Annotated in this window: 18 protein-coding genes; 9 read left to right on the plus strand and 9 right to left on the minus strand. The window is 55.2% G+C overall.

The window, feature by feature from the left end; all coding sequences use genetic code 11:
• Positions 1-29: 29 nt before the first annotated feature.
• The 8 genes from J4D97_RS08520 (at position 30) to trpS (ending at position 9617) form a co-directional block, all read left to right on the plus strand.
• Positions 30-1862 carry an alpha-amylase family glycosyl hydrolase gene (locus J4D97_RS08520; protein WP_243900210.1) on the plus strand — a complete coding sequence of 611 codons (1833 nt, stop codon included), beginning with the start codon at positions 30-32 and terminating at the stop codon, positions 1860-1862.
• Positions 1863-2149: 287 nt separating this feature from the next.
• Positions 2150-3991 carry a glycosyltransferase gene (locus J4D97_RS08525; RefSeq protein ID WP_208307199.1) on the plus strand — a complete coding sequence of 614 codons (1842 nt, stop codon included), beginning with the start codon at positions 2150-2152 and terminating at the stop codon, positions 3989-3991.
• A gap of 190 nt (positions 3992-4181) precedes the next feature.
• Positions 4182-5021 carry a DUF4198 domain-containing protein gene (locus J4D97_RS08530; protein ID WP_208307200.1) on the plus strand — a complete coding sequence of 280 codons (840 nt, stop codon included), beginning with the start codon at positions 4182-4184 and terminating at the stop codon, positions 5019-5021.
• Positions 5022-5112: 91 nt separating this feature from the next.
• The gene (locus J4D97_RS08535) at positions 5113-5487 is read left to right on the plus strand and encodes an STAS domain-containing protein (protein WP_208307201.1); all 375 of its coding nucleotides are present in this window, start codon (positions 5113-5115) and stop codon (positions 5485-5487) included.
• A 134-nt stretch (positions 5488-5621) separates the two neighbouring features.
• Positions 5622-6536, plus strand: a complete 915-nt coding sequence (locus J4D97_RS08540; RefSeq protein WP_208307202.1) for a ribonuclease Z — start codon at positions 5622-5624, stop codon at positions 6534-6536.
• A gap of 90 nt (positions 6537-6626) precedes the next feature.
• The gene (locus J4D97_RS08545; RefSeq protein ID WP_208307203.1) at positions 6627-7730 is read left to right on the plus strand and encodes a Gfo/Idh/MocA family protein; all 1104 of its coding nucleotides are present in this window, start codon (positions 6627-6629) and stop codon (positions 7728-7730) included.
• 60 nt (positions 7731-7790) lie between these two features.
• Positions 7791-8540 (plus strand): queuosine precursor transporter, encoded by a 750-nt coding sequence (locus J4D97_RS08550; protein ID WP_208307204.1) that lies wholly within the window; start codon positions 7791-7793, stop codon positions 8538-8540.
• A gap of 99 nt (positions 8541-8639) precedes the next feature.
• Positions 8640-9617 carry a tryptophan--tRNA ligase gene (trpS, locus tag J4D97_RS08555; RefSeq protein ID WP_208307205.1) on the plus strand — a complete coding sequence of 326 codons (978 nt, stop codon included), beginning with the start codon at positions 8640-8642 and terminating at the stop codon, positions 9615-9617.
• A 179-nt stretch (positions 9618-9796) separates the two neighbouring features.
• Here trpS and J4D97_RS08560 read toward each other — a convergent pair whose 3' ends face one another.
• Both J4D97_RS08560 and J4D97_RS08565 read right to left on the minus strand, forming a co-directional pair.
• Positions 9797-10609, minus strand: coding sequence for a hypothetical protein (locus J4D97_RS08560; RefSeq protein ID WP_243900211.1), 813 nt, complete (start codon positions 10607-10609; stop codon positions 9797-9799).
• A gap of 153 nt (positions 10610-10762) precedes the next feature.
• On the minus strand, positions 10763-11506 hold the full coding sequence (locus J4D97_RS08565; protein ID WP_208307206.1) for a class I SAM-dependent methyltransferase: 744 nt from the start codon (positions 11504-11506) through the stop codon (positions 10763-10765).
• Between the two features lie 229 nt (positions 11507-11735).
• Here J4D97_RS08565 and J4D97_RS08570 point away from each other — a divergent pair, with 229 nt between their 5' ends.
• Positions 11736-13241 carry a DEAD/DEAH box helicase gene (locus tag J4D97_RS08570; protein ID WP_208307245.1) on the plus strand — a complete coding sequence of 502 codons (1506 nt, stop codon included), beginning with the start codon at positions 11736-11738 and terminating at the stop codon, positions 13239-13241.
• Between the two features lie 85 nt (positions 13242-13326).
• Here the strand turns inward: J4D97_RS08570 and J4D97_RS08575 are convergent, their stop codons facing one another.
• The 7 genes from J4D97_RS08575 to J4D97_RS08605 all read right to left on the minus strand — a co-directional run bounded on the left by J4D97_RS08575 (position 13327) and on the right by J4D97_RS08605 (position 26177).
• On the minus strand, positions 13327-14490 hold the full coding sequence (locus tag J4D97_RS08575) for a sugar MFS transporter (RefSeq protein ID WP_243900212.1): 1164 nt from the start codon (positions 14488-14490) through the stop codon (positions 13327-13329).
• 459 nt (positions 14491-14949) lie between these two features.
• Entirely contained in the window at positions 14950-15855 is a 906-nt protein-coding gene (locus J4D97_RS08580; RefSeq protein ID WP_208307208.1) for a glycoside hydrolase family 16 protein, read from the minus strand.
• Positions 15856-15905: 50 nt separating this feature from the next.
• Positions 15906-17165: a PKD domain-containing protein gene (locus J4D97_RS08585; protein WP_185280732.1), complete on the minus strand. Its 1260-nt coding sequence runs from the start codon at positions 17163-17165 to the stop codon at positions 15906-15908.
• A gap of 33 nt (positions 17166-17198) precedes the next feature.
• A complete protein-coding gene (locus J4D97_RS08590) occupies positions 17199-18731 on the minus strand; it encodes a RagB/SusD family nutrient uptake outer membrane protein (protein WP_185280733.1) in 1533 nt (510 codons plus the stop codon).
• A gap of 21 nt (positions 18732-18752) precedes the next feature.
• Positions 18753-21887 (minus strand): SusC/RagA family TonB-linked outer membrane protein, encoded by a 3135-nt coding sequence (locus J4D97_RS08595; RefSeq protein WP_185280734.1) that lies wholly within the window; start codon positions 21885-21887, stop codon positions 18753-18755.
• Between the two features lie 452 nt (positions 21888-22339).
• Positions 22340-24331, minus strand: a complete 1992-nt coding sequence (locus J4D97_RS08600) for a 7TM diverse intracellular signaling domain-containing protein (RefSeq protein ID WP_208307209.1) — start codon at positions 24329-24331, stop codon at positions 22340-22342.
• Positions 24332-24374: 43 nt separating this feature from the next.
• Complete coding sequence (locus J4D97_RS08605; protein ID WP_208307210.1) at positions 24375-26177, minus strand: cellulase family glycosylhydrolase; 1803 nt, start codon at positions 26175-26177, stop codon at positions 24375-24377.
• Between the last annotated feature and the right edge of the window lie 518 nt (positions 26178-26695).

The following is a 26695-nucleotide window of genomic DNA, read 5'->3' on the forward strand; positions in this document are numbered from 1 at the left end:
ATTTCCTTTGGGATTTCTCTCGAACCATTATGCCTGAAACTGACCTTTCTCCCGCTCCAACCTCTACTCCTACCCCCCTCCAGCCCGGCATGGGCGCCATTCCGCACGAGCACGGCACCACCTTCCGCGTATGGGCACCTTCGGCGGAGGCCGTTGCGTTGGTAGGCCCCTTCAACGACTGGAACCACGAGTCGCACCCGCTTAGCCACGAAACTGACGGTTATTGGGCCGCCGATTTTGCTGACCTTGGCCCCGGCACAGAGTACAAATTCTGGCTGGATACGCCTACCGGCCAGCTACAGCGCAACGACCCCTACGCCCGCCAGGTAACGCACTCGGCCGGCAACTCGGTGGTGCTCGACCCGAATTTCGATTGGGAAGATGATAATTTCCAGATGCCCGCCTGGAACGAGCTGATTGTATACGAGTTGCACGTGGGCACCTTCAACGCCCCCGACCCTGAGAAGCCAGGCACGTTCTACGACGTGATTGACAAGCTGGACTACCTGCGCGAGATGGGCATCAACGCCATTGAGGTGATGCCGGCCACCGAGTTTCCCGGCGGCCGCTCCTGGGGCTACAACCCCGCGCATCCCTTTGCCCTGGAAACCGACTACGGCGGACCGCAAGCCTTCAAAGAGCTGGTAAAGCAGGCCCACCGCCACGGCATTGCCGTGATTCTGGACGTGGTGTACAACCACTTTGGCCCCGGCGACCTGGATTTGTGGCAGTTTGATGGCTGGTCGGAAGACAACGGCGGCGGCATCTACTTCTACAACGACTGGCGCGCTCAAACGCCCTGGGGCCACAACCGCCCCGACTACGGCCGCGACGCCGTGCGCTACTACATCCGCGACAACGCTTTGATGTGGCTGGAAGACTACCGCGTAGACGGGCTGCGGGCCGACTCCATCTCCCACATTCGCAACGTAGACGGCTCCGAGGACCCCTCCCGCGACCTACCCGATGGCTGGTCGTTGATGAAGTGGATCAACGAGGAAATCCGCCAGCGCATGCCCTGGAAGATTACCATTGCCGAGGACTTGCTAGGCAACGACTACATCACACGCATGCCCGAGGACGGCGGCCAGGGCTTCTCCACGCAGTGGGATTCGGCCTTTGTGTATCCCATTCGCCACGCCATCACGGCCTACTCCGATGAGGAGCGCGACATGCACGCCGTGGCCGCGGCCATTACCAAAGTGTATAATGGCGACGCTTTTCAGCGCGTTATTTACACCGAGTCGCACGACGAGGTAGCCAACGGCAAATCGCGCGTGACCGAGGAGATTATGCCGGGCAACGCCCACACGTGGTTTCCGAAGAAACGGGCTACCCTGGGCGCCGCGCTGGTTTTCACGTCGCCGGGCATTCCCATGGTATTTCAGGGGCAGGCCATGCTGGCCGACGGCTTCTTCTCCGACGATGCCCCCCTGAACTGGGAACACGCCGAGCAGCACAGCGGCCTGGTGCAGCTCTACCGCGACATGGCAGCGCTGCGCCGCAACTTCCACGGCAACACGCGCGGCCTGATGGGGCAGTACGTGGATGTGTTCCACCTCAACAACGAGAACAAAGTCATTGCCTTTGCACGCCGCGACCAAGGCGGCCCCGGCGATACAACCATCGTCATTGCCAATTTTGCCAACCAAGCCTACGATGCCTACGCCATCGGCCTACCTCGCAACGGCGAATGGCACGTGCGCTTCAACTCTGACTGGGAAGGGTATGACGAGGAATTCGGCAACTTCCAGAGCACTGGCACGCACGCAGAGGAAGGAATCTACGACGACCAACCCTACTACGGCACCTTTGGCCTAGCACCCTATTCCGTGCTGATTATCTCGCAGAATCCGCAGTAACAGCAGCCTTATTTCTGCAACGCAACACGCCTACTCTGCTTCAATGTTGGGGTAGGCGTTTTGCGTTGCGTTTTGTAAGTAGATAGAAAGTCAGGCTACTTTTCCTGTGTAGCTCTACCTGTACTGGAGTCGCTTACATTCTGTCGAATGCCACAATCCAACGCGCCAATGGTTGCTAATGAGTAGATAATCTGTTCGGAATTGGGAAATTGTTGCCGCTTCTGCCAACTCTCCCCGCTATATTGCCCGTACTCCTACCATACACCTCCCTGCTACTCTTTCCTTTTATGCAATACCCCACCCGTACCAATTCCAATGCCATTGCCCTAGACGCCCTGCTTGTCGAATCTGCTTGGGAAGTTTGTAACCAGGTAGGTGGCATCTACACCGTAATTCGCTCCAAGGTACCCGCCGCCGTGCAGGGATGGGGCGACCGGTACTGCCTGCTGGGGCCCTACTTTCCGCAACAGGCCCAGAGCGAGTTTGAGCCCTTCGATGATATGCAGCTGACGCTCCTTTCCGACCCCTTTGCCGGGGCCGTGCGCCAGATGCGGCAGCGGGGCTACGATGTGCAGTACGGCGTGTGGCTGGTGACGGGTAGGCCCCGCACGGTGCTCATCAACCCATTTCAGGTGTACGGCCACCTGGGCAACATCAAAAGCGACCTGTGGCACCACCACGGCATCCCTACCCCCGACAACGACGACCTCCTGCACCAGGTAGAGGCGTTTGGGCATCTGGCGAAGATTTTCATTGAAATTCTGACCGCTGAAGTGGTGCCGCCACGCCGCGTGATTGCGCACTTCCACGAGTGGATGACCGGCGTGGCCATTCCCGATCTGCGCCGCGATCAGGTGCCGGTGCACATCGTGTTTACCACGCACGCTACCCTGCTGGGCCGCTACCTGGCCATGAACGACCCCAACTTCTACGAGCACCTGATGCAGGTAGACTGGCTGGCCGAGGCGCGGCATTTCAACATTGAAACGGCTGTGAGCATCGAGCGCGCCGCCGCGCACGGCTCGCATGTGTTTACCACCGTGAGCGAGTTGACGGTGCGCGAGTGCATCTACTTGCTCGACCGGTTCCCCGATGCGGTGCTGCCCAACGGCCTCAACATTGAGCGGTTTGTGGCCCTGCACGAGTTCCAGAACCTGCACAAGCAGTACAAGGACAAGATCAACGAGTTTGTGATGGCGCACTTTTTCCAGAGCTATTCTTTTGATCTGGACAACACGCTGTACCTGTTCACCTCGGGCCGCTACGAGTACCACAACAAGGGTTTCGACCTGACGCTGGAAGCGCTGGCGCGGCTTAATTACCGCCTGCAACAGAGTGGCCTGGAGGGCAACGTGGTGATGTTCTTTATCACGAAGCGACCTTTCACCAGCATCAACCCGCTGGTGCTGCAAAACCGCGCTATTCTGGACGAGGTGCGCGAAACCTGCGAGGCCATTCAGGAGCAGGTAGGCGAGCGACTGTTCTACGCCGCTGCCGCCGGCTCCGACCACCGCCTCCCCGACCTCAGCGCTATGGTAGACGACTACTGGCGTCTGCGCTACCGCCGCACCCTGCAAAGCTGGAAAACCAACGCCCTACCCTCCATCATCACCCACAACCTGATTGATGACCAGAATGATGATATCCTGAATTTCATGCGCCGCGCCAACCTGCTCAACTACCAGCACGACCGCGTGAAGATGGTGTATCACCCCGATTTTGTGTCGCCTACCTCACCATTATTTGGCATGGAGTACGGGCAGTTTGTGCGCGGCTGCCACTTGGGCGTGTTCCCAAGCTACTACGAGCCCTGGGGCTACACGCCGCTGGAGTGCATTGCGCGCGGCGTGCCGGCCATTACCTCCGACCTCTCCGGCTTCGGCGACTACGTGATGCAGCACGTATCCGACCACGAAGACAAGGGCATCTATGTGGTGCACCGCCAAGAGCGCTCTTTCCACGAAGCCGCCGAAGAGTTGACGGATATGCTCTGGAACTTCGTGCTGCAAAACCGCCGCGAGCGAATTGCCCAGCGCAACCGGGTAGAAAACTCCTCGGAGCTGTTCGATTGGAAAAACCTGCGGGTGTATTATGACCGCGCCTACGCGCTGGCCTTGGAGCGGTTTTAGGCGAGTAGTCCTTTCGACTGCTAAAGCGTCATTTCAACCAGCGAGAGAAATGACGCTTTAAAGAACAAGTAGGGTAGCTTCATCTCCTGCACATCATTTTTTACAAACTTAGATGCACTACCGCCTAGGTGGCACACGTTCTTCGGAGCGCTGCCTAGGCGGTAGTGTTCACTTCTCTCTATTTGCCCGTATGCGGCCTTCGCTGAAAAGCATCTTTCTTACTATAGTTATCGGCACGCCGGCACTTCTGGCGGCTGCGCATGAATTTTGGTTAGCGCCGCCGAACTATTTTGTGGCAGCTGGTCAGAAAATCAACCTGCAAACCTGGGTAGGCGAAAATTTCACTGGCCAGCGCTGGGCAGGCAAAAGCAGCCGCATTACGCGTTTCATCCACGCCGGTCCGGCCGGTACCGAAGATCTTACTACCAGCGCCACCCAGGCCGACACGCTGCAAACGGCCCTCACATTCGCCCAACCCGGCACGCACGTAGTGGCGCTGGCTACCAACGACGCCTACTTGGAGCAAACGGCCGAGCAGTTCAATACCTACCTCAAAGAAGAAGGCCTCGATAATGTGTTGGTACTGCGCCAGCAACACAACGAGTTAACGAAACCCGCTCGGGAGGCTTACCGGCGGTGCGCCAAAACATTGGTACAGGTAGGCAAAGTAAATTCCCGCGATACGGCTCGCGCCTATGCCCGCCCCATGGGCTTGCCGCTGGAGCTGATACCCGAGCAAAACCCCTACCTGCTGCGGCCAGGCGCCGTGCTCACGGTACGCGTGGTGCAAGATGGGCAGCCCGTAACCGGCGCGTTGGTGCAGGTGTGGCAGCGCCCGCCCGGACAAAAACCCAAAGCTTCGCGTCTTTACAGCAACCTTAGCGGCCGGATTTTGTTACGCTTATCCACTCCCGGCAGCTATCTGCTGAGCACGGTGCGTATGGCCGCCCTCCCCGACCACACCCGCGCCGACTGGCACAGCACCTGGGCTTCGCTCACATTTGGTACGGCAGGTCCAACTGGTTATTAAAATTCTGCTATCTTTCCCGTATCTTTCTTCTCTCCGTCTCGAACATTTTTTTCCTACCTTCGCAACTCCCTTAACCACCGAAACACGCGGTATGAAGTACTCGATTGATAAAAAGGACACCTACACCATAATTACGATTGACGAGAAGAAGCTCGACACTACTGTTGCGCCCGATCTGAAGTCGGAATTTGTGAAGCTGAATGCCGAAGGCACCAACAACCTGATTCTGGACCTGAGCAACGTAAAATACACCGATTCGTCGGGCCTCAGCTCTATTCTGATTGCCAACCGCTTGTGCAACTCTACGGGCGGCCTGCTGGTGCTTACCGGCCTGCAAGACCACGTAATGAAGCTTATCACCATTTCCAAGCTGGAATCGGTACTACATATTCTGCCCACGGTAGAGGAAGGCATCGACCGCATTTTCCTGCACGCCATCGAGCGCGACCTGACCAACAAAGAATAGCGCGTTTTTTAGCTGATAGCTGTTGGCTGCTAGCTGTTAGTTTTCCGCTGACAGCTAACGGCCAGCAGCTTTCGTATTTTTAACTCTCTGGCCGCAGCTATCTGCCAACGCGGCTATCAGCTACCAGCTATTCCTTGGAGTTCGAACTAAAAATACTCGGTAGTGCTTCGGCCACCCCCGTGATGGACCGCCACCACACGGCGCAACTCCTGACGGTAGGCGCTAGCCAATACCTGATCGATTGCGGTGAGGGCACGCAGCGCCGCTTGTTGGAGTATAAGATCCGGCACCCGCGCATTCACACGATTTTCATCTCCCACCTGCACGGCGACCATTTTTTCGGATTGTTCGGGCTGCTGGGCACCATGCACCTGCACGGACGTACCGAGCCGCTGCAACTCTTCGGCCCGCCCGGCCTCGATGAGATTCTGACCACACAGTTTCGCTACTCACACACGCGGCTTAATTTTGAGTTGTTATTTACGGCGGTAGATACCACCCAGCACCAGCAGATTTTTGAGGACAAGCAACTGACGGTGCACACGCTGCCCATGCAGCACCGCATTCCGTGCTGCGGCTATTTGTTTCGGGAGAAGCCGAAGCGCCGCCACCTTATCAAGGAGCAATTGCCTGCTGGCCTCACGCCGACTCAGCTTACCGCCCTCACGCAGGGCGAAGACGTGTACGACCCGGACACGAACGCTCAGCTCGTCCGCAACGCCGACGTCACCACCGACCCTACCCCCTCGCGCAGCTACGCCTTCTGCTCCGACACGCTCTACCTGCCGGGCCTGGCGCCGCTGCTGCACGGCGTGAACTTACTCTATCATGAGGCTACCTTTTCGGATGAGATGCGGGAGCGAGCGGCCATTACCTACCACTCTACCGCCCATCAGGCCGCTTTGCTAGCCAAACAGGCACAAGTAAAACAGCTGCTTATCGGGCACTTTTCGTCGCGCTACCGCGATTTGGCGCCTTTACTTGCTGAGGCTCAGGCGGTGTTCCCGAATACGGAATTGGGTGTAGAAGGCAAAACAGTGAGCTTATAAAATTTGAAAAGCGAACAAGAACGTCATGCTTCGACTCCGCTCAGCATGACGTTCTAATGTATTCATAAGCACCTTCTTTCTATCCCACCCATGCCCAGAACCATTCTTTTAGTTGTGTTGCTGATGCTCGGCTCCATTGCCGCCGCTAATGCCACTATCTCTGCCCCTGCACCCGTACGCGTAGGCATTGCGGGCCTCACACACGCCCACGTGCACGTGTTGCTGGGCCGCGCCCAACGCGGCGATGTGGAGATAGTAGGTATTGCGGAGCCCAACCGCGACTTAGCCCAGCGCCTCACCAAGCAGTATGGCTTGAGTATGAAGCTGGTCTACCCTACCCTGGAAGAGATGCTGGTGAAGACCAAGCCTCAGGCTGTCACTGCTTTCACCAGCATCTACGACCACCTAGCCGTGGTGCAGGCCTGTGCGCCCCGTGGCGTGCATGTGATGGTAGAAAAGCCCCTGGCCGTAAGCGTAGACCACGCCCGCCAGATGGCCGCCCTGGCGAACAAGCACCACATTCACCTGCTCACCAACTACGAAACCAGCTGGTACGGCACCAACCACCGGGCCTACGAGCTAGTGACGCAGCAAAAAACCATCGGCGACATCCGCAAAATGGTGGTGCACGACGGCCACCAGGGCCCAAAAGCCATCAACGTGAACCCAGAGTTTCTGGAGTGGCTGACCGACCCAGTGCAGAACGGCGGCGGCGCGCTGATCGACTTTGGCTGCTATGGCGCCGATTTGATGACTTGGCTGATGCAGGGCCAGCGGCCCCAGTCGGTGACGGCCGTGACCCAGCACTTGCAGCCGCAGGTATATCCGCGCGTGGATGACGAGGCCACGATTGTGGTTACCTACCCGCACGCGCAAGGCATCATTCAGGCATCCTGGAACTGGCCCTACTCCCGCAAAGACATGGAAATTTACGGGCAGACCGGCGCCGTCTTCGCGCTCGACAGTCGCCAGCTACGCGTGCGCCCTACCGAAAAAGCCGCACCGCAGGAGCTGACTATTGCAGCCCCGAAGGCCCCGTACGATGAGCCGTTTGCCTACCTGGCCGCCGTGGTGCGGGGCGATATTCAGGAAGATAAATTATCGTCGCTGGATACCAACCTCATCGTGGTAGAGATTCTGGATGCGGCCCGGCAATCAGCCAAAGAAGGCAAAACGATATTTTTGTCGAAGTAGCCGGGCGAATAGTCTCGCTACAGAATTCCCGTACTGATTTCTACCTTATTGCCCGCCTTTATGGCGAAGAAGAAACAACAGCTTTACCTGGTTCTCAGCGGCATTTTCATTGTGAATGCTCTGCTGGCAGAAATTATTGGCGTCAAGATATTTTCTGCCAATGCCCTACTCGGTCTACCCCCTACCCTGCCCGGCGACCTCACGGCCGGCGTACTCATCTGGCCGGTGGTCTTCATCACCACCGATATCATCAACGAGTACTTCGGCAAGGCGGGCGTGCTTCGCGTGAGCTTCCTCACGATGGGGCTGATTCTGTACGCGTTCTTCATCATTCTGGCTACCACCTACCTGCCACCGGCTAAGTTCTGGCTGGAGGTGAACGGCACCGACGCCCAGGGTAGGCCATTTGATATCGACTTTGCCTATCAGAGTATTTTCCGGCAGGGCCTGGGCATCATCACGGGCTCTATAGTGGCTTTCGGAATTGGGCAGGTGCTGGACGCCACCATTTTTGCGTGGCTACGGCGACTTACTAAGGGGCGCTACGTGTGGCTGCGCGCTACGGGTTCCACGCTCGTTTCGCAGCTCGTTGACTCGTTTGTGGTGCTGTATGTGGCGTTCTACCTGTTCGGTAATTGGAGCTTTGCGCAGGTGCTACGCGTTGCCAACACCAACTACTGGTATAAATTTGCAGCAGCCATTCTGCTCACGCCGGTGCTCTACTTGGCCCACGGCCTCATTGACCGCTACCTGGGCCAGGAAAAAACCGAGGAGCTACAAGAAGAAGCCGCGGCAGACGTGAGCGTGTAATTTTTGAGCTGTTAGCTACTAGCTGTTGGCTGTTAGCTAACACATCCATCATCCTGAAAAAGCTAACAGCCAACAGCTAGTAGCTAATAGCTAAACTCTATGTCCCGTATTCTCACTGGCATCCAGAGCACCGGCCGCCCGCACTTGGGCAACCTGCTGGGCGCCATTCTTCCGGCCGTCGAGCTGTCGAAAACCAGCACCAACGAGTCGTTGCTGTTTATTGCTGATCTGCACTCGCTTACTACCGTGCGCGACGCCGACACGCTACGCCAGAACACCTACGCTGTGGCGGCCGCGTGGCTGGCCTGCGGCTTCGATACGGAGAAAAACCTGTTCTACCGGCAGTCCGACGTGCCACAGGTAACGGAGCTGACGTGGTACCTATCGTGCTTTGCTCCCTACCCTATGCTGGCCAATGCGCACTCTTTCAAGGACAAATCGGACCGCCTCTCGGATGTGAATGCGGGCTTGTTTACCTACCCCGTGTTGATGGCGGCCGATATTCTGCTCTACGATGCGGAAGTAGTACCCGTGGGCAAAGACCAGATTCAACACTTGGAAATCACCCGCGACATTGCCAGCGCTTTCAACAACCGCTACGGCGAAACCTTCGTGCTACCCCAGGCCCGCGTGGATCAGCAGTTGATGACTATTCCCGGCATCGACGGCCAAAAGATGAGCAAGAGCTACGGCAACATCATCGACATTTTTGTGGATGACAAAGCGCTGCTTAAAACCATCCGCAGCATCGTATCGGACAGCACGCCCCTGGAGGCCCCCAAAGACCCCGACAACGACACCACCTTCAAGCTCTACTCCTTGCTGGCCACCCCAGAGCAAGTTGCCGACATGCGCGCCAACTACCTGAACGGTGGCTACGGCTACGGCCACGCCAAAACGGCTCTGTACGAGCTAATTTGGGAGCGATTCGCCACCGAGCGCGAGCAGTTCACCTACTTCATGAACAACCTTCCCGAAATAGACGCCCGCCTCGCCGAAGGCGCCCGCAAAGCGCAGGCCTACGGCAGCACCATCCTCAACAAAGTGCGCGAGAAGGTAGGATATCAGGTGAGATAGTGAAGTGTAGAGTTTGTGAAGTAGGAAAACGCCTGTCATCCTGAGCACAGCGAAGGACCTTATCACGCTAGAACGAGTCATTAATACAATGGTCGTGCTTACTTGATAAGGTCCTTCGCTGTGCTCAGGATGCAGACGTTTTCCTACTTCACCACTTCACTATTTCGCTCTCTCACTACTTAGTACACTAATCCCTCACCGAGGTGTTGCTGGTGGGAAAAGCTAAAGCCGACTTTACTACCACGGCTTACTTGTTGATTTTCAATCTTCTGCTTGACGGTAATCTTCTTGATTTCATTCATGGGAGGCGCGATGAGGTCGTTGTTGACGGCCGCAATCATGGCGCTTTCCACGAACAGGCGCAGCATTTCTGGGGTGATGGGCGACGCAGCCATGTCGTGGTCGGGTAGCTCCAGCTGCTGCACACCTTCCAGGAAGTAATGATTGTCGATGTTGACGAGTAGGCGCCCAACGAGGTAGCCGGGGTCGTTCATGCGCTGGTACTTCACGCTGTCGGCCATGAAGTTGTAGGCCATGATGTGCCCAAAAAAGCGCCGCCGGAAATCGGCCTCCACGTAGGCCGTGTTCATCGGGCCGTAGTCGTCGGGGAAGGTGACGATGTTGGAGTGGAGCACAAACACCAGCAAATCGCCCGAAAACTTGATATGGAACTCCATGTCGTTGATGGGCCGGTACTCCACCACCACGCTCGAATCGAGGGGCGAAATCTTGCGGCTCAGCTCCACCACCAGCTCCTGCGATACCTGCCGCAGCAGATCAAATGTAGCAATGGTATTGCGGTAGATGAGCTGCTTGGCTGAGGATTTCTGCTTGAGGCCGTCAAAAATCTGACCCAGGCGGTCGGGCGTTTCTTCTTCCGTTGCGGCCGTTGTGTTGGGGGTAGGCGCAGTGGCGCTTTCGGTGACAGCAGGGGTAGGCAGTTGCTCGGGGCTAAAGGCAGCAGGCGGGGTAGAGCGGGGCGTATCGTCCATAAGAGAAAGCGCCGACCGAACGACGCGTTAGGATGAAAAATACCGCACAGCGGTAAAAAAACAGGTAGGCACGAGTTGCTAGTATACAAAATCAAGCCAATCTATGCGCACCGGTTCTGTATAAGCCTCGGTAAATTCTTCCTTTCTCCACCTCTATTTCTCTACCACTCCCTGCCGCAGAAACACCGGAAAAACCACTTCTCGCTCCCCTTGGCCCCAGCGCCGCCCCACTTCTTCTTCGATCAATAGCACGGGGTCGGTGCCGTGTTGCTGCTCGTACTTCACCACGCTTGACCACGTGCGCAAGTACTGCAAAAACCAAGCGGCCGTCCAGTGCCGGCGCACGTGGTAGGTGCGGTGCTGCACCTGCCCAAACGGAAAGGGAATGCGGGCGTACTGGTCGTCGATGTGCCAGCGGTTGTCGTCCCAATACGGGCGCATGGTATCGGCGTAGAAATGCGTTAGTACAGGGTTCAGATCAGCCTGTAGTTGAGCCAGCTGGTAGCCCCACTCTGCAAGGATAGCACCCGGCCGGGCCACGCGTTGCACTTCGGCATTAAACTCTTCAAAATCAAACCAATGCACAGCCTGCCCAACGGTTATCAGGTCGAAGGTATTGTCGGCGAAGGGCGTTGCTTCGGCGGCGGCTACTTGGTAGGTAATGTTGGGGCGCAGGGTAGCATTTTCTAGTTGAGCTGCGCTGCTATCGGTGGCATCTACGTGCGCAAAATACCCGGCAAGCTCGGTGGCTACCTGGCCGTTGCCGGTGGCGCAGTCCCAGGCGCGCTGCCGGGACGGCAGGCCAGCCAGCAGCTCGGTATATAGTTCCTGAGGGTAGTCGATACGGTACTGCGCGTACTGAGCAGCTTGTGCGGAGAAACGGTCGAGCGGCGCCATACGATGGTATTGAATAGGAGGAATTTCTGCGGAGCTATCCGCGTTTCACAAGCGTAGCATCCTGGTTTTGTGTACGCGCCCAACCGCACAAATGCCGTACCTTTACCACAATACCCGCTGTTTGCTGACCGGAAACGCAAGGTCAGCCTGTTTTTCACTTCATATTTGCTGTCCCTTGACGTTTCACGATTTCAATCTCCACGAAGACCTGCTGGCCGGCGTGGATGCCATGAATTACCTACAGGCCACGCCCATTCAGGAACAGGCCATTCCCAAAATTATTGAAGGCAAAGACCTGATTGCTTGCGCTCAGACAGGTACCGGCAAAACTGCCGCCTACCTCATTCCGCTGCTCGACAAGATTTCGCACGCCAAGCACACGCACACCAGCACCCTCATTCTGGTGCCTACCCGCGAGCTGGCTACTCAGATTGATGAGCAGGTGACGGGCTTCGGCTACTTTGTGGAGGCCAGCAGCATTGCCATCTACGGCGGTGGCAAAAGCGAGGGTTGGGAGCAGCAGAAGCGCGCCCTCACGGGCGGCGCCGACATCATTATTGCTACCCCCGGCCGCCTGATTGCCCACATGCAAATGGGCTACGTGAAGTTCGACCAGCTCAATTATCTGGTGCTCGACGAGGCCGATAAGATGATGGACATGGGTTTCTCTGATGACATTCTGAGCATTGTGCGGCACTTGCCCAAGGAGCGGCAGACGCTGCTGTTCTCGGCCACCATGCCCAACAAAATCAAGGAATTCTCGAAGCAGTTGCTGCAAGAGCCGGAAGAAATCCGGTTGGCCGTATCGAAGCCGGCGGAGGGCATCAATCAGCAGTTCTACATGGCGTTCGACCGCCAGAAGATCTACCTGCTGGAGCATATCCTGAAGAACCAGCAAGTGCAGAGCATGGTGCTGTTTACATCGCAGAAGGCGGCCGTGAGCGGCATTGTGCGCAGCATCAATAAGCTGGGCTACGTGGCGCAAGGCATTTCCTCGAACTGTACGCAGGAAGAGCGCGAGCAAATCATGCGCGAGTTCAAGAACAAGCAATTCCCTATCTTGGTAGCCACCGACGTGCTCAGCCGCGGCATCGACATCGACTCGCTGAGCCACGTGGTGAACTACGACATCCCGCGCGCTGCCGAGGACTACGTGCACCGCATTGGCCGCACGGCCCGCGCCGCTACCACTGGCACGGCCATTACCTTCATCTCCGACCAAGACCAGGACCGTGTAGTGAAGATTGAGAAGCTGCTGGAGCGCGAGGTAGAGAAACAGAACATCACGGAAGAGCTGGGCCTGGGCGAAGCGCCCGAGTTTGACCCCAAGCGCTTCAGCGGCTTGCGCGGCAAACTAGGTGGGCGCGATGGACGTGGCGGCTCCGGCCGCGACGGTGGCCGTCCTCGTCGTGAAGGCGACCGGCCCCGCGGCGAAGGTGCAGAGCGGCGCAACCGTAGCGGCCGTGGCCCGCGCCGGGAAGATCAGGCCAACCCTACCCCGGCTGCTGATGGCACCACGCCGACACAAGCCACCAGTAGCCGCCCTTCCCGCGCACCCCGCCCGGAAGGAGCTACTACAGACGCTACCGGCACTAATGAGGCGGCACGCGAGGGACAACGCCGCCGGAAGCGTGGCGGCCGCAACCGCGGCGGCCGTGGGCCACGGCCAGAAGGTCAGGCCCCGGATGCTTCGGCTGCGTCTACCCCGGCTCCAGCTCCTACCAGCGCGGAGTAACGCTGTTTCTCCCAAAAGAAAATCCCCGGTGCCAATGGCACCGGGGATTTTCTTTTGGGTACAGCTAATTCGTTTTAGCAAAGCGTTAAGCAGTTTTTTGCTTGTGGCCGCTCAAACCATACCATCCAATGTAGGCGTAGCACAATGCAGGTAGGATAAAAGCTAAGCGCAGGCTCTGGTAGTCAGCTATTAGACCAAACAACGGCGGAATGAGCGCGCCACCGACAATGGCGGTGCACAATAAGCCCGAAGCCTCTTCTGTGAGTGAGCCCAAGTCGGCCACTGCCAACGTGAAAATAGCCGAGAACATCAGGGAGTTCATAAAGCCTACAGCTAGTAGTGTCCACATGGCTACCTCGCCGGTCGAGCTTACGGAGAGCAATATCAATAGTACTGCTCCTACTGCATTGATGGCCAGCAACCGACCCGTAGGGAAGCGACCTAACAGATACGCGCCTAGGAAACGTCCTACCATGGCCGTACCGCCGTAGAACATCAGCATAATGCCCGCCTCTTTCGGCGTCATATTCATCACATCGGGCAGGTTGAGGTAGTTGACGATGTGCGAGCCAATGGCTACCTCGGCACCCACGTAGGTGAAAATACCAATCACCCCGAGCACTAGGTGACGGCGGTGCCATGCCCGGCCCATGTCGGCAGCAGAGAAGCCATCGGGCGTAGTGTGTGCGATAACCGGTAGTTTAAGCCGGCTCAGTAAGATACTCACGAACAGCAAAATACCACCGAATACCAGATAGGGAATCTGCAACGCTCCAATGTCAATCGTTTCGGGGGCTACGTTGTCCAGCTCGGGCAAATGCGATAGGATGAGGATGGAGCCGATGTACGGAGCGATGAACACGCCCAGCGAGTTGAATGCCTGCGTGAGCGTGAGGCGGGCCGAAGCCAACGACGGCTTGCCCAGAATGGCTACGTACGGATTTGCGGCTACCTGCAAGACAGTGATGCCAGAAGCCAGAATAAACAAGGCCCCTAAGAACAATGCGTAGGCTCTGCTGCCGGCTGCGGGATAAAACAAGAAGCAACCTATGGCTGCTATCACCAGCCCAATCAATAGGCCGTTTTTGTAGCCTACCCGTGCTACCAGCTTACCGGCTGGAATGCTCACCAGAAAGTATGCCCCGAAGAAGCATAAATTGATCAGGTTGGCCTGCGCGTAGCTGAGTCCGAAGATGACTTTGAGAAAGGGAATCAGGATGTCGTTCAGGCAGGTGATAAATCCCCACATGAAAAACAGGACCGTTAGAGAAGCTAGTGCTGAGGTGTAACTTTTACCTCCATCAGGGAGGTTGTCAACAGCAAGGGTTGGTGAATTGGATTGTGGAAGACCAGCCATGAATGAAAGAATAATTGGAAGAATGACGCAATTACCCGGTTTTTTCCAACATTTCCGCTGAATAACGCGGAAAGCCAGCTTCAAAAGAGCCGGCCCGCTACCCTAACAACAAGCGGAACCGGCTCCCGGAAACCCAGTGTAGACATGCCACACCACGGATATTTCTACATGTAGTAACGGTGCCTATTTTTGCTACAGTCACCCTGCTTCAAGGCTAAACAAGCAGACACAACCTCATAAGTCACTACTAATCTGTTTATTAATGATGGCATATGACAATGCAGGCTAAACATTTTTATAGAATAATAAACCTCGCTCCTACCTCTACTATCAAGTGGGCTACCCTACACCTTATTTGTATTGATAGAAGCGCACGTAATCCACTAGCATCTGCTGAGGGAAAGAGGTTGTATTGATAGTCTCTGGGGTAGGATTGCCCAAGAAATTGCCTCCTACCGCTACGTTCAGAATCACGAAAAATGGATTATTGAACGGATATGCATAAGGCGAAATATCGCTAGCCGTAAAGGAATAGAACTCACGTCCATCCACGTAAGAACGGATTTTATCCCTGCTACGCACCACACTGAAAATGTGGAAATCGTTGGCGAAATCGCTACTGGCGAGTGTGGTTTCCGAACCTTTGTATTGATGGGTAGCGGTGTTGCTACCATAGTGCATGGTAGAGAGTACCTTGTTTGGCTCGTGCCCCCGCAGCTCCATAATGTCAATCTCGCCACACGCCGGCCAGTTGTTCTGGTCGATGTCGCTACCCAGCATCCAGATGGCGGGCCAGATGCCTTGCCCTTTGGGCAGCTTCGCCCGCACATCAATGCGGCCGAAAGTGAAGCTCTGCTTGCCTTTGGTGATGAGTCGGGCCGAGGTATAGTCGCGGCCACTCATCGCCTGCTTCTTGGTTTCAATGATCAGGTTACCACTCGACACGTAGGAGTTCTCCGTAGAGTTGGTGTAATACTGTAGCTCGTTGTTGCCCCAACCATTACCACCGGTTTCTTGGGTCCATTTGGTCTGGTCCACGGCGCCGCCACCGTCAAACTCATCACTCCAAATCAACTCGGTGTATTGCGTGTAGTCCTTGGCCTCCGCATTGGCCGTGGTGCTGGTTGGATCAGGGGTAGGCGCCGGAATATCCGGTTTTTTTTCTTCCGTACAGGCCAGTAAGCTCAGGGCCAGCAGTGCGCTGGCCCCGGCTTTGCAGAAATGGAAAGAGCGGGTGGGAATCAGGTGGTTTTTCATACGAAGAGAAAAGCAAATGCCGGATGAACCAGTTCATCCGGCACAAGAAGCTATTTGGCAATCAACTTGATGTCGAATACGGTGCCGTTGTTTTTGCCCGTACCGGCGCGTATTACCATGTTCTTATCCGTAATAGACAGGATGCGGTACGTCAGATCCGGCGCATCGGTGATACCTATGAACGTACCCGCCTTGGCAAATACCAGTTGGGCTAATCCTGCACCATCGGCCGGGCCAAAGGTGTAGGCTGAAGTACCCGAGCGAGCGGCCTGGCAGCTACCAGGCACACCATCTTTCCCAGCCACAAAGGTTTCGTCCTTGGCATTGTAGGTATACGCATCGGTAGCAGAGAACGTAAACTCGTCATCGGCCTGGCAGGCGGGCAAAGCCCCAGCCGCACCACCCGCGTAGTAGTCAGTTGGCTTGGCCTCCGTACCTACCGTAATGGTCTTTTCCACCGAGTTGTCGAGCATCCAGGTTTTCTGGGTACCACCCGTCAGCAACTGCTTCACGCGGGTTACGGCATCGAAGGGTACCAGCGTTACCTCTGTTTTGGTGCCATTTGCCAGTGTACCACGCAAGCGTAGAACCGTGCTGCTGGCTTCTACGATGGTATAGGTGCTGTCTCTCAGGGCCACTTGCTCACCAATGAAGGCTTTGCTGCTACCCAGAGTCAGCTGGCCTAGCCCATTGCTACCCGGCTTATACACGAAGCTGGTCGAGGCGTTGGCTTCAGCATTCCCACACTTATTATTCGCTGTGTACGTGTAGGTGAAAGAGCTACCACTAAAGCTGAACTGGTCATCGGCCTGGCAAGAAGCCAGGGCGTTGGCAGCCGATGAAGACGTAACGTTGTCGTTGGCATCCAGCCGTTTAATGGCGCCGGCTGCACTAGAAAATGTCCATACGCGCGCTGAGGGTGCGCTGCCGTTGCAGGCTACCAGCGCCGAAAAGCCGGTGTTGCCGCAGGCCGAAGGCACTACCACATCGGTTTGCGATGTCTGGGCAAAACCACCCTTTCCCGATACTAGCAGGCGTACTTTATAAGTGCCAGGCGTGTTGTAAGTATGCGTGGAAGGTGAACCGGTTCCGGTAGTGCCGTCGCCGTATTCCCACTCGTTGATGAAACCGTTTTCGCTGGTGTTATTAAACGTAACCTTCACGGGAAATTGCGTCGAGTTGACGGTGCTGGTGAAGCTGGGCGACGGCAATGCGCCTTCCAGTTGCCCTTCATCGTTTTTGTCGCAGGCCGTGAAGAACAGTGGGCTCGCCAGTAGCGCCCACACTGCTTTGTTCCTGGTAATTTTCATATCAAATAGGCTGAAAGCGTCCGTAAAAGCGGCTTAGTAGCCGGGGTTCTGGGTCAGGTTGGGGTTCACATCGCGCTCCGACTGCGGGATGGGCAGCACTAGGTTGTTGGCCGTGGGCACCCCTCTGTTGATACCCAGTGTTTTGAGGTAGGCACTCTGCGCGGTCATTACCGCTACCAGGCCGTATGGGGTACCGCCGTAACGCTTCAGATCAAACCACCGATCAAACTCAAACGCTAGCTCGTACTTACGCTCGCGCAAAACAGCAGCGGTGAAATCAGGTGTATTACTAGCATTCAGATCGGCGGTAGCATTGGCCGTGTTATAGTCTACCCCAAGTGCACGACGGCGTACTTTGTTGATAGCCTCAAAGCCTTCCGGCGTGGGCCCTACTGCCTCAGCCAGAATCAGGTACATTTCAGCTAGGCGTAGTACCGGCACGTTGAGAGGCGAGTCCCAGATGTTGGTATTCACCTTACCTACAAACCACTTCCTGCAGCTGTACCCAAACGGAGAGCCGCCTAGCGTAGCAGGGTTCTTGGTACCATCGGGGTAGGTGTCGCCGGGCATCCAGATGGTGACGGGCTTGCGCGTGTCACCGGCTAGGTAGCCGTTCACGAAATCCGGTTCTGGAATATCAAACCCGTAACCGCTACCCGGCGTCTGGTTCTGACCACGTGGCCCCAAAAACTCGTTCAGCGCCGAGCCCACGTTGTTGCGGTCGTACTCATTGCGGCCGTTGATGTACTGCACCTCAAACAACGACTCTTTGCCGTTTTCGTTGGCCGTTTTGAAGTTGTCGCCGTAGTTGGCCCACAGGCTTTTGCCCGAGCCTGTAATTACCGCACGCGCTTGCTCGGCAGCTCCGGCCTTGTTGCCCTGTGTGATGTATACTTTTGCCAGCAGGCCCGTTGCGGCCCATTTGGTAGCTCGGCCCAGGTCGCCGCCGCTATACGATGCAGGCAGGTTGCCAATAGCATCTTTCAAGTCCTGTTCAATCTGCTTATACACGTCAGCAGCCGGTGAGCGAGCAACATTGGCTTCCGCCGCGCTGGCGGGTGGCACTGTCACCAGTGGCACGTCGCCATACGCTCGCACTAGGTCAAAGTAATACTTTGCCCGCAGAAACTGGGCCTCGCCCAGGCTGCGCTTTTGAATTGCTGGATCAATTTCCGTGATAAGCGGCACTTTTTGTAGCACAATATTGCACCGCCCTACCCCAATGTAGCTGCCTTGCCACAGCTGCTGCGCTATCGCATTGGTAGTTGGAATGTTGTAGTCGTCGAGTTGGGTGTATTCAATACCATCGCTGCCGCCACCGCCGCCCGTGGTCGAGATATCGGCCATGATATCCATGCCCCAGAGTGCGCTGTTGTATTGACCGGCTTTGGTCAGCTCACTATACGCGGCCGTTACGGCCTGAATGGCGTCGGTTTGGTTTTTGTAAAAGTTAGCGTCCGTTATCTGGTCAGAGGGCGACTCCTCCAAGAATTCTTCCCCGCAACTGGTAGTCAGCAGGCCCAGCGACAACAGGAAAGCGCCGCAAGTATATTTTGTGATAGTCATTTTCGTGGGAATTGGAACAGATTAAAAACCGATGTTGATACCGCCCATCAGCACCCGCGACTGCGGGTAGATGCCCTGGTCGACACCGCTGGCGCTTACTTCTGGGTCGAAGCCGCTGTACTTGGTCAGCGTCAACAGGTTTTGCGCCGTGAAATACACCCGCAGCTGCGAGGAGCCGAAGCGGTTGGTGATGCTCTGCGGCAGCGAATAGCCCAGCGTCAGGTTTTTGAGGCGCACGTACGAGCCATCCTCAATGAAGTGCGTAGATACCCGCAGGTTTTGGTTCGGGTCGCTATCGATGGCGCGGGGCACGTCGTTGCTGGTGCCGGGACCAGTCCAACGGTTGAGCACGCGGGTGCCACCGCTAAATGAGCCGTACAGTGCGCTTTCCAGCAGGTAGCGGTTCAAGTTGTACACATCGTTGCCCTGCACACCCTGAATAAAGAAGCTCAAATCGAAGCCTTTGTAGTTCAGCGTATTGGTGATGCCAAAGGTGAAATTCGGGTTCGGATTACCGATAAACTTCCGGTCATCAGCGTTGATGATACCATCCTCGTTCAAATCCTTGAAGCGAATATCACCTGGGCTCGTCTGGGCTGTTTGTGTGGCGTGTGCATCTACCTCTTCCCGCGTCTGGAACAAGCCGTCGGCTACCCAGCCATAGAATGAGCCAAAGGCGTAGCCTTCATCGTAACGCACAATGCTGTTGCCGCTCAACGTACTCCCACCGTTATAGGGTAGACCTGCACCCAGCGACTCCAGTTTGGTTTTGTAGGCCGATACGTTCAGCGTAGTAGTCCAACTTAGTGCCTGACCCGCGCCGGTGAAGTTGTGCGAGGTCAGCGAGAAGTCGATACCGCGGTTATACGCTGAGGCCGCGTTGGTATTCACATTTTCATACGTACCCGATACGTAGGACACTGGCACGCCGGCAATCAGGTTCGGCGAGTTACGGTTGTACACATCGATACTGGCTTCCAAGCGGTTATCCAACAAACCTACGTCCAGACCAACGTTTGTCTGGTTGTTGTTTTCCCAACGCAGGTTGGGGTTTGCCTGGCGCGTGGGAGCCCCACCCGTATTGATGGTACCATCTGGTCCGAAGGGGTAGGTAACACCAAAGTTGATAGCGTAAAGGTAGGCGAAGCGGCCGGCATTCAGGGGGTTACCTACCTTGCCGTAGCCAGCACGCAGCTTCAGGTTGCTGATAACACGGTTGCCTTTCAGGAATTCCTCTTCCGAAATACGCCAGCCCGCCGAAATACCGGGGAAGAAACCGAACTTATCACCGGGAGGGAATACGGAGGAGCCGTCGTAACGAGCCACTGCCGACAGCAGGTATTTTCCGGAGAACTCGTAGTTGAGACGCCCAAAATAGCTGGCCAGTCGCTGTGGCGGGCTGATTGAGCCCGCATTGCTCAGTTGCGTATTAATGGGGCCGGCATTGATAACCTGCAAATCGTTGCGCAGGTAAAGCGAGCGGTAGGCCTCTACGTTGCTATAATTGAATTCCTGCGCCGATTGACCAAGCAGAAGCGTTACCTGGTGCTTATCAGCAAAGAGGTGATCATATGTCAGGGTGTTTTCGATCAGGTAACTAGGTGCATAGCTGGCCGTAGCCGAGGCACCGGCCGTGTTGTAGCGCTGCGTGTAACCTGCCAAAACGGGACCTGCTGGCGCGAAGGAGTTGAAGTTATCAAAGATAAAGTCGAAGCCTACGTTGGTCCGGAAGCGTAATCCGGTCAGAGGTTCCAGTTCCGCAAAAAATGTACTCAGGGCACGATTGCGTGTGAACTTCTGGTTAACGCGTTGCGCCGTAGCCAGTGGGTTTTCCTCCGTGAAGTTGTCTGCGGCACCGTTTGGCTGGTACCAGTAGCCATCGGGCCGATAGGCTGGCACAATAGCCGGGATGCGCAGCAACTGTTGTACTGTGCCGTACTCCCCGTCATTCGATGTGATCTGACGGTCATTTAGGTGCGTAAGTTGAATGCTGTTGCCCAGCTTCAATATCTTGTTTACCTGCACATCGCCGTTGGCTCGCAACGTGAAGCGCTCAAAGTGCGAACCCACGATGGTACCATCCTGCTGAAAGTAAGTTCCTGATAAAGCGAAGCGGGCCTTCTCACTACCTCCCGTGGCCGAGAGAGCATAGTTCTGAATTTTGGCGCGGCGGAAAACTAAGTCCTGCCAGTCGGTTCCTTCCCCAAGTGCTGCGGGGTCGCGCAGACGGTCTACCACAATGGGTTTTCCAGCGGCTATCCGGCTTTCATTGTTGATGGTAGCGTATTCTTCCGCGTTGAGTAGGTCCAGCTTACGTGCTACGGTTTGCACACCCCGGTAGGCATCTACGTTGAAGGTAGTCTTGCCAGCCTTGCCTCGTTTGGTAGTGATAATTACTACCCCGTTGGCAGCACGCACCCCATAAATAGCCGTGGCCGAGGCATCTTTTAGTACGTCAATCGTCTCGATATCATTAGGGCTGATAGCGTTGAGCTGGCTTTCGTTGCCAGAGGGCAGGGGAAAACCATCCACTACGTACAACGGTGCATTATTACCAGCCGACGTTATACCGCGAATCCGCACCGACGTACCGGCCGCACCACCAGGGGCGCCCCCGTTTGAAGTGATGGTCACACCGGCCGCTTTGCCTTGCAGGGCTTGCGTCACATCGGCCACCGGCTGGCGTACCAACTCTTGCCCATTCACCGACGAAATAGCGCCCGTTACGCTACCGCGCTCCTGTGTGCCGTATCCGACTACCACCACTTCGCCCAATGCTTGGCGGTCTTCCAGCAAGCTAACGTTGATGCTACTAGTTGCGCCAGTAATGGGCACCTCTTTTCTGATATAGCCCACTGAGCTAATGACCAGTGTACTTCCCTCTGGAACAGTCAATGAGAAAGACCCATCGGCGCCCGTAGAGGTACCTAGGGTAGTACCTTTCACAATAACAGTGACACCGGGCAGCCCTTCGCCGTTGGACTGCGTTACGCGGCCTGATACGGGAACATCTGCCAAGTACTTCCCCGGCAGCATTGAGAACGGACCAATGGGCGCCTTGGCTCCTGCTGCTGGTAGCGCTGCTACTGGCAGTCCACAGGCGGCCAGCAGTACTACCCGCCGCCTGAAAAAGAGTGAGTAGGAGTTGTGCTTCATGAAGAAAATGGTGTGGGAATTAGGAAATATTGAATACTGAAGGCGTTTTCAGAAATCGATTTAGGAATTAGTAAGCAGATATCCTGTTGGGAAGCCTTTACAGCAACACTCAGCAGCACAACGGTTAACTCACTAGTTGAGAGGAAATGCTTGCCCTTGTAAAGCGAGTAGTTAACGATTCAAAGATATCTTGACTTGTTCGGCAAATGCAAGCCTCAAAACCCTTCATACAGCGCTAAAACGACCGTTTTTCAATTAATACACACGTAAGTTATACACTTACTACACACATTATTTATATCAATCCATAGTTTAGATAACGTTCTTCGAAGTATAGTCTGGCTGACTAACGCAGTTAAAAAACAACGTCACTAGGGAAGGTTTAATAGAATATTTTTCACACTAATCATGAAATACAGAAATCGTTTGCAGCAAAAACATGTAACTAGCTACTATCGTACTGAATTCTGCTCCACTAGCGAGTCATCTATACCTGCTTCGTGCGTATCTAGCAATAGCTTTGTCCAACTTTCCTGGTCGTCATACTCAGGAGCTTGTTCTCGCCGTCGCATTGCTTCGGCTACTTTTTGACTGAAGCTCCAGCAGGTACCCTGCCGCAAATCCAATACCCGCGATAACTCCTGAGAAGAATAATTACCGTGGTGCGTGTGCAGTAAAAACACTGCGTAAAAAGCTTTTACAATAGAAAACTTACACTTTTGGAATAGTGTGTAAGCAGTGGCTGACTCCACGTACCGACAACGGGTGCAACGCCGGGAATGGGCCTCGCGCCCATCGCAGTACTTTTCGTGCCCACAACGGCGACACTGATAACCATTGCTCCATTTCAGTTCGGCCAGATAAGTCAAGCACGCTTCTTTATCCGGATAGATTTGGCTGAACTCTCCAAAATCCACCTCTCGAGAAAGCACCCGCGCTTCCTGGGCCTGTTGCAAATCGTGCTGTAGCTCAGCGTTCAATTTCTCGATGGCAGCCGATTGGAGCGCTAGCAACCGGTTTGCCTGCATCAACTCGCGGTTCTGACCGGCAATCGTTTCGCTCTGATGGCGCAACTCTTCTGTCCGGCGCGCCACCTGGGCCTCCAACTCCGAGTTGAGTTGATCTTTTAGCTGCTGATTCTGCTGCAATTGCTCAAGCAGTTGACTTTGAGCGTGCTGCCGCTTGCGTAATTGCTTCACCAGCCGTTCTTGTGCTCGAATGGTGGCGTCTTTGATGGCCTTTATCTTGTCGCCCAACGCGTAGGACAGCACGGCTATTTCCAGCACGAAGGCCACGTTCATGCTGTATACCGTGAAAGTGTTGGTGAGCGTATGAATACCCAGCTTTCGCAAAACCAGGAATAACACACTGATAGCCACAAAGCTATGAGCCGCCAGAAAGAATATTGCCGGTCGAAATCCACGCTGGTATACCCGTACAGCCAGGTAGCACACCATGGTATAGGGTAGTGGGTAGAGCCAGAATCCCAACCCGGAGCGCAGCACCAAGGCATCGAGCAACAGTAGCACCGCACTGCCCAGCACCACGCGCCGCACCCACGCATCGTACTGCGGCAGTCGCTCCGCAGAATCCATGAATTGCCGGGCGTAGTAGCTGAATGTGAGCAGTAGCAGTACCGGGGCCACAGCATTCACCAGTTGGTTTAGCCAGGGCAGCGTAGGCCACAGATACTGAAAGCCCAACCCATCTTCTGACAGAAACACTAGGCTACAACTCAGCACGTAGGCCACGTAGCGCAAATACATCTGCTCACGGATAAACAGGTAAATGCACAGATTATAGATGACCATAATCAGTAGCACACCGTAGAACCCACCCAGCAGACCATACTCGCGCTGAAAATGACTGGCCAAGATTGTTTCTGTGCGTATGCGGGCCAGAAAGGACGTTTTAGAGCTCGACTGTAGCCGGATGTAATACGTGTGCGTCTGATCAGGGGTCAGTGGAAGTCGGAACAGAAAATTTTTGTAGAAATACGGCCGGCTGTTAAAAGGCAAATCTGCCCCTGTATGCACGATAGGGGCATTGTTTTCGTCTTGGTAGAGCGAGATGCTGTTAATGTGTGAGTCCAGCAGTTCCAGGTACCAGTGGCGCTCCGCCTGTTCAGCGTCGTGGAGCGTCAGGCGCAGCCAATAGGTAGCCGATGGATGCTGAATACTAGTAAACGCCTGACTTGCAACTGTAAAGCGGCGCAACCACTCTGGCCTATGCACATCCTGAATAGTGAGCCGGCCTGTAGGGTCTTCCAGTACACTATAGGAAGCAGGGGTAAGAAGCAGCTCATCTATATTCGTTGTGATGTGGAGCGTGTCTTCCCGCAACGCAGCACGACACACCGAACCACCCAACAGGCTTGTTAGCAATACTATACACAGAAAAAACCACTTGGTGGAATGCCGCAATAGGGTGTAGGGTAGACTCATACCGTCTTTTTTTCAGGATACAAAACGACGTAGCACCCGCTTACTAACCACCCTGCGCTGAAGCCGCTACCAAGTTGAACTGTAGCCAGCCCAGCCGGGCACCCGGCTCCACCACGTATACCCGTAGCGTATGTTGCCCAACTGGCAGAGCAGCTGTCATCGTTGTCAAGGTAGTCCAGGTGCCGGCGTTGGTGGTTGGCGGAACGGCCAGGGTAGCAATGGGTTTGTTGGCTACTCGTAGCTGTAGCTCAGCAGGGGTGGCACCTTCGTTTGCTACCCGCGCTTGCATCATATAGCGGCCAGCTTTCTTGATGTTTACTGTGTACTGAAGCCATTCTCCGCCAGTCATGTGCTGCACGGCCAGCGCGGTGTTATCACCATCGTGGGCCAGGCCCACATCCACACCGTCGTTGCGGCTGGCGCCGCCCAGGTTCCAGCGGTCGGGCCGGCGGTAATCCGTTTTTTGATATACGCTGTCCTGATAAGCAGTGCCCGCCCTACCCATATCGTAGTGGGTAGCAGCTATGGTACCGGGTAGCGTTAGCGATGTATAGGCCTTGGTAGCCGTCGTGCCGGGCTGCCGCATTAGCGCGTCGAGCACGTCGCGGTTAGGCTCACAGTTACGGAACTGAATGTTACGCAGTAGGTTATCCCTACCCTCAGATGTCAGGATAGAGCCGTATGGCTTGATGTTGAGCAGACTGGTAGTGCCGGCTACCCGCTTCACGTTCCAATGGCACCACCCGATGTGCTGTTCGTTCAGCGCCTGCGCGGCAGCAGTTAACCATTCGTTTGAGTTTTCGCCTGTCTCCCCTACCCACACCGGCACCTGCCACCGCTCCCGGAAAGCCACCAGGTTGTGAATCAGGTTGATCTGATTGGGGTTTGCATCCCCCACGGTAGGGTCGTTGGTACACCAGTAGCGGTGGGCGTTGTACACCAGATTGGTTTTGTCTTTTATTGGCAGCTTATCGGGCGTTAGGTTGGTGTACTCATTGCCGTAGCCGTTGCCTTCCAGCATAATCAGGTGTTTATCGCCTTGCGCCCGAATGGCCGTAATCAGACGACTATACAGCGTTTGCGCTTCCGAGTTGTCGCCTGCCATGTCATGAGCGGCATCCATACCATGTGGCTCATTTATAACATCATACATTGCCACCCAAGGTTCGTTGCGGTAGCGGACGGCCAGCTTTTGCCACAGCCGCACGGTTACGTCCTGGTAGATAAGTCGTTTTTTGGCGTCGCGCCGTTTCCACAGGTCCAGCGGCACGATACCATCGTTGATGTTGCGGTCCGCGCCCTGGCCGCCGGGCACCGCGTGCAGGTCGAGGATTACATATAGCTTATTGGCCTTACACCATGCCAGCAGATTATCGATGTAACGGAACCCATCCAACTCCTTTGGATTCGTGAAAAGCTGGTCTGCATCGTACCATTTCGCCAGCGCCGCTACGTAAGCCGGCACAGCACTGGCCTGGTCTAAGGCCTGTTCGCGCACACGACGCTGGGCAGCCGTCAGGAACAGGTCGTAGTGCATAGGGAGGCGCACGCAGTTAAATCCCTGAGCGGCAATAAAATCAATATCAGCCTTTGTTATAAATCCGTCGCGGTATTGCTGGTAGAATTCTTCTACCTCACTTGCTGACATGGTACGGCGCATGGCTCGCTTGATACGACCTTGCGCGTTCAGCGTGTCGGTACCCAACATGTAGCTTTCTTGCAGCAGCCAGCCTCCTAGCCCTACCCCCTTTAGTATAACCTCTTTTCCTTGTCCATCTACAATAGAAGCGCCTTTTGCTCGTAGCAGGTTCTGCCCTTCACTACTACTGGAAATCAGCAAAAGCATACCTGTAAGCAGATAAGTGCAGTTCCTGTTCAATAAGAAGAACTGGTGGAAACGTAACACCATACAGAGTGGGATTGTGGGTAGGATCGGAAGTACTTGGTCCACTCTTAGCACCCGTCTATAGGTTATTTAGCAGATGCGCTAGGATTGTGAAGTCTACTGTACGACCACATCCTTACAATAACGTTTGCGCCATTTGGATGAATGGGCTTCTAACGAGTGACCTTAGTGTGGAAAGGCAACCAAATATAGAGCGGCAGGGTCACTAAATGCAAACTTTAAAGGCCCATTAAATACGTTTAAATCAGCTTTTTCAGGTATTTCACAACCCCTATTATACGTTTACCACACACGTGACAAGGTTTACCGACCTCTTAGATTAGCCGCCATTGCCAGATGAATGTTTACACATTGCAGTTAAAAAACAACGATAAGATGAACAGTCATCTACATAATTATCTGTTTTTACGAAATCGTTTGCGCAATTGAAATATTGCTTCTCAATCGTTATATACTAT

It is taken from the genome of Hymenobacter defluvii, assembly GCF_017589435.1.
Classification (GTDB): Bacteria; Bacteroidota; Bacteroidia; order Cytophagales; family Hymenobacteraceae; genus Hymenobacter; species Hymenobacter profundi.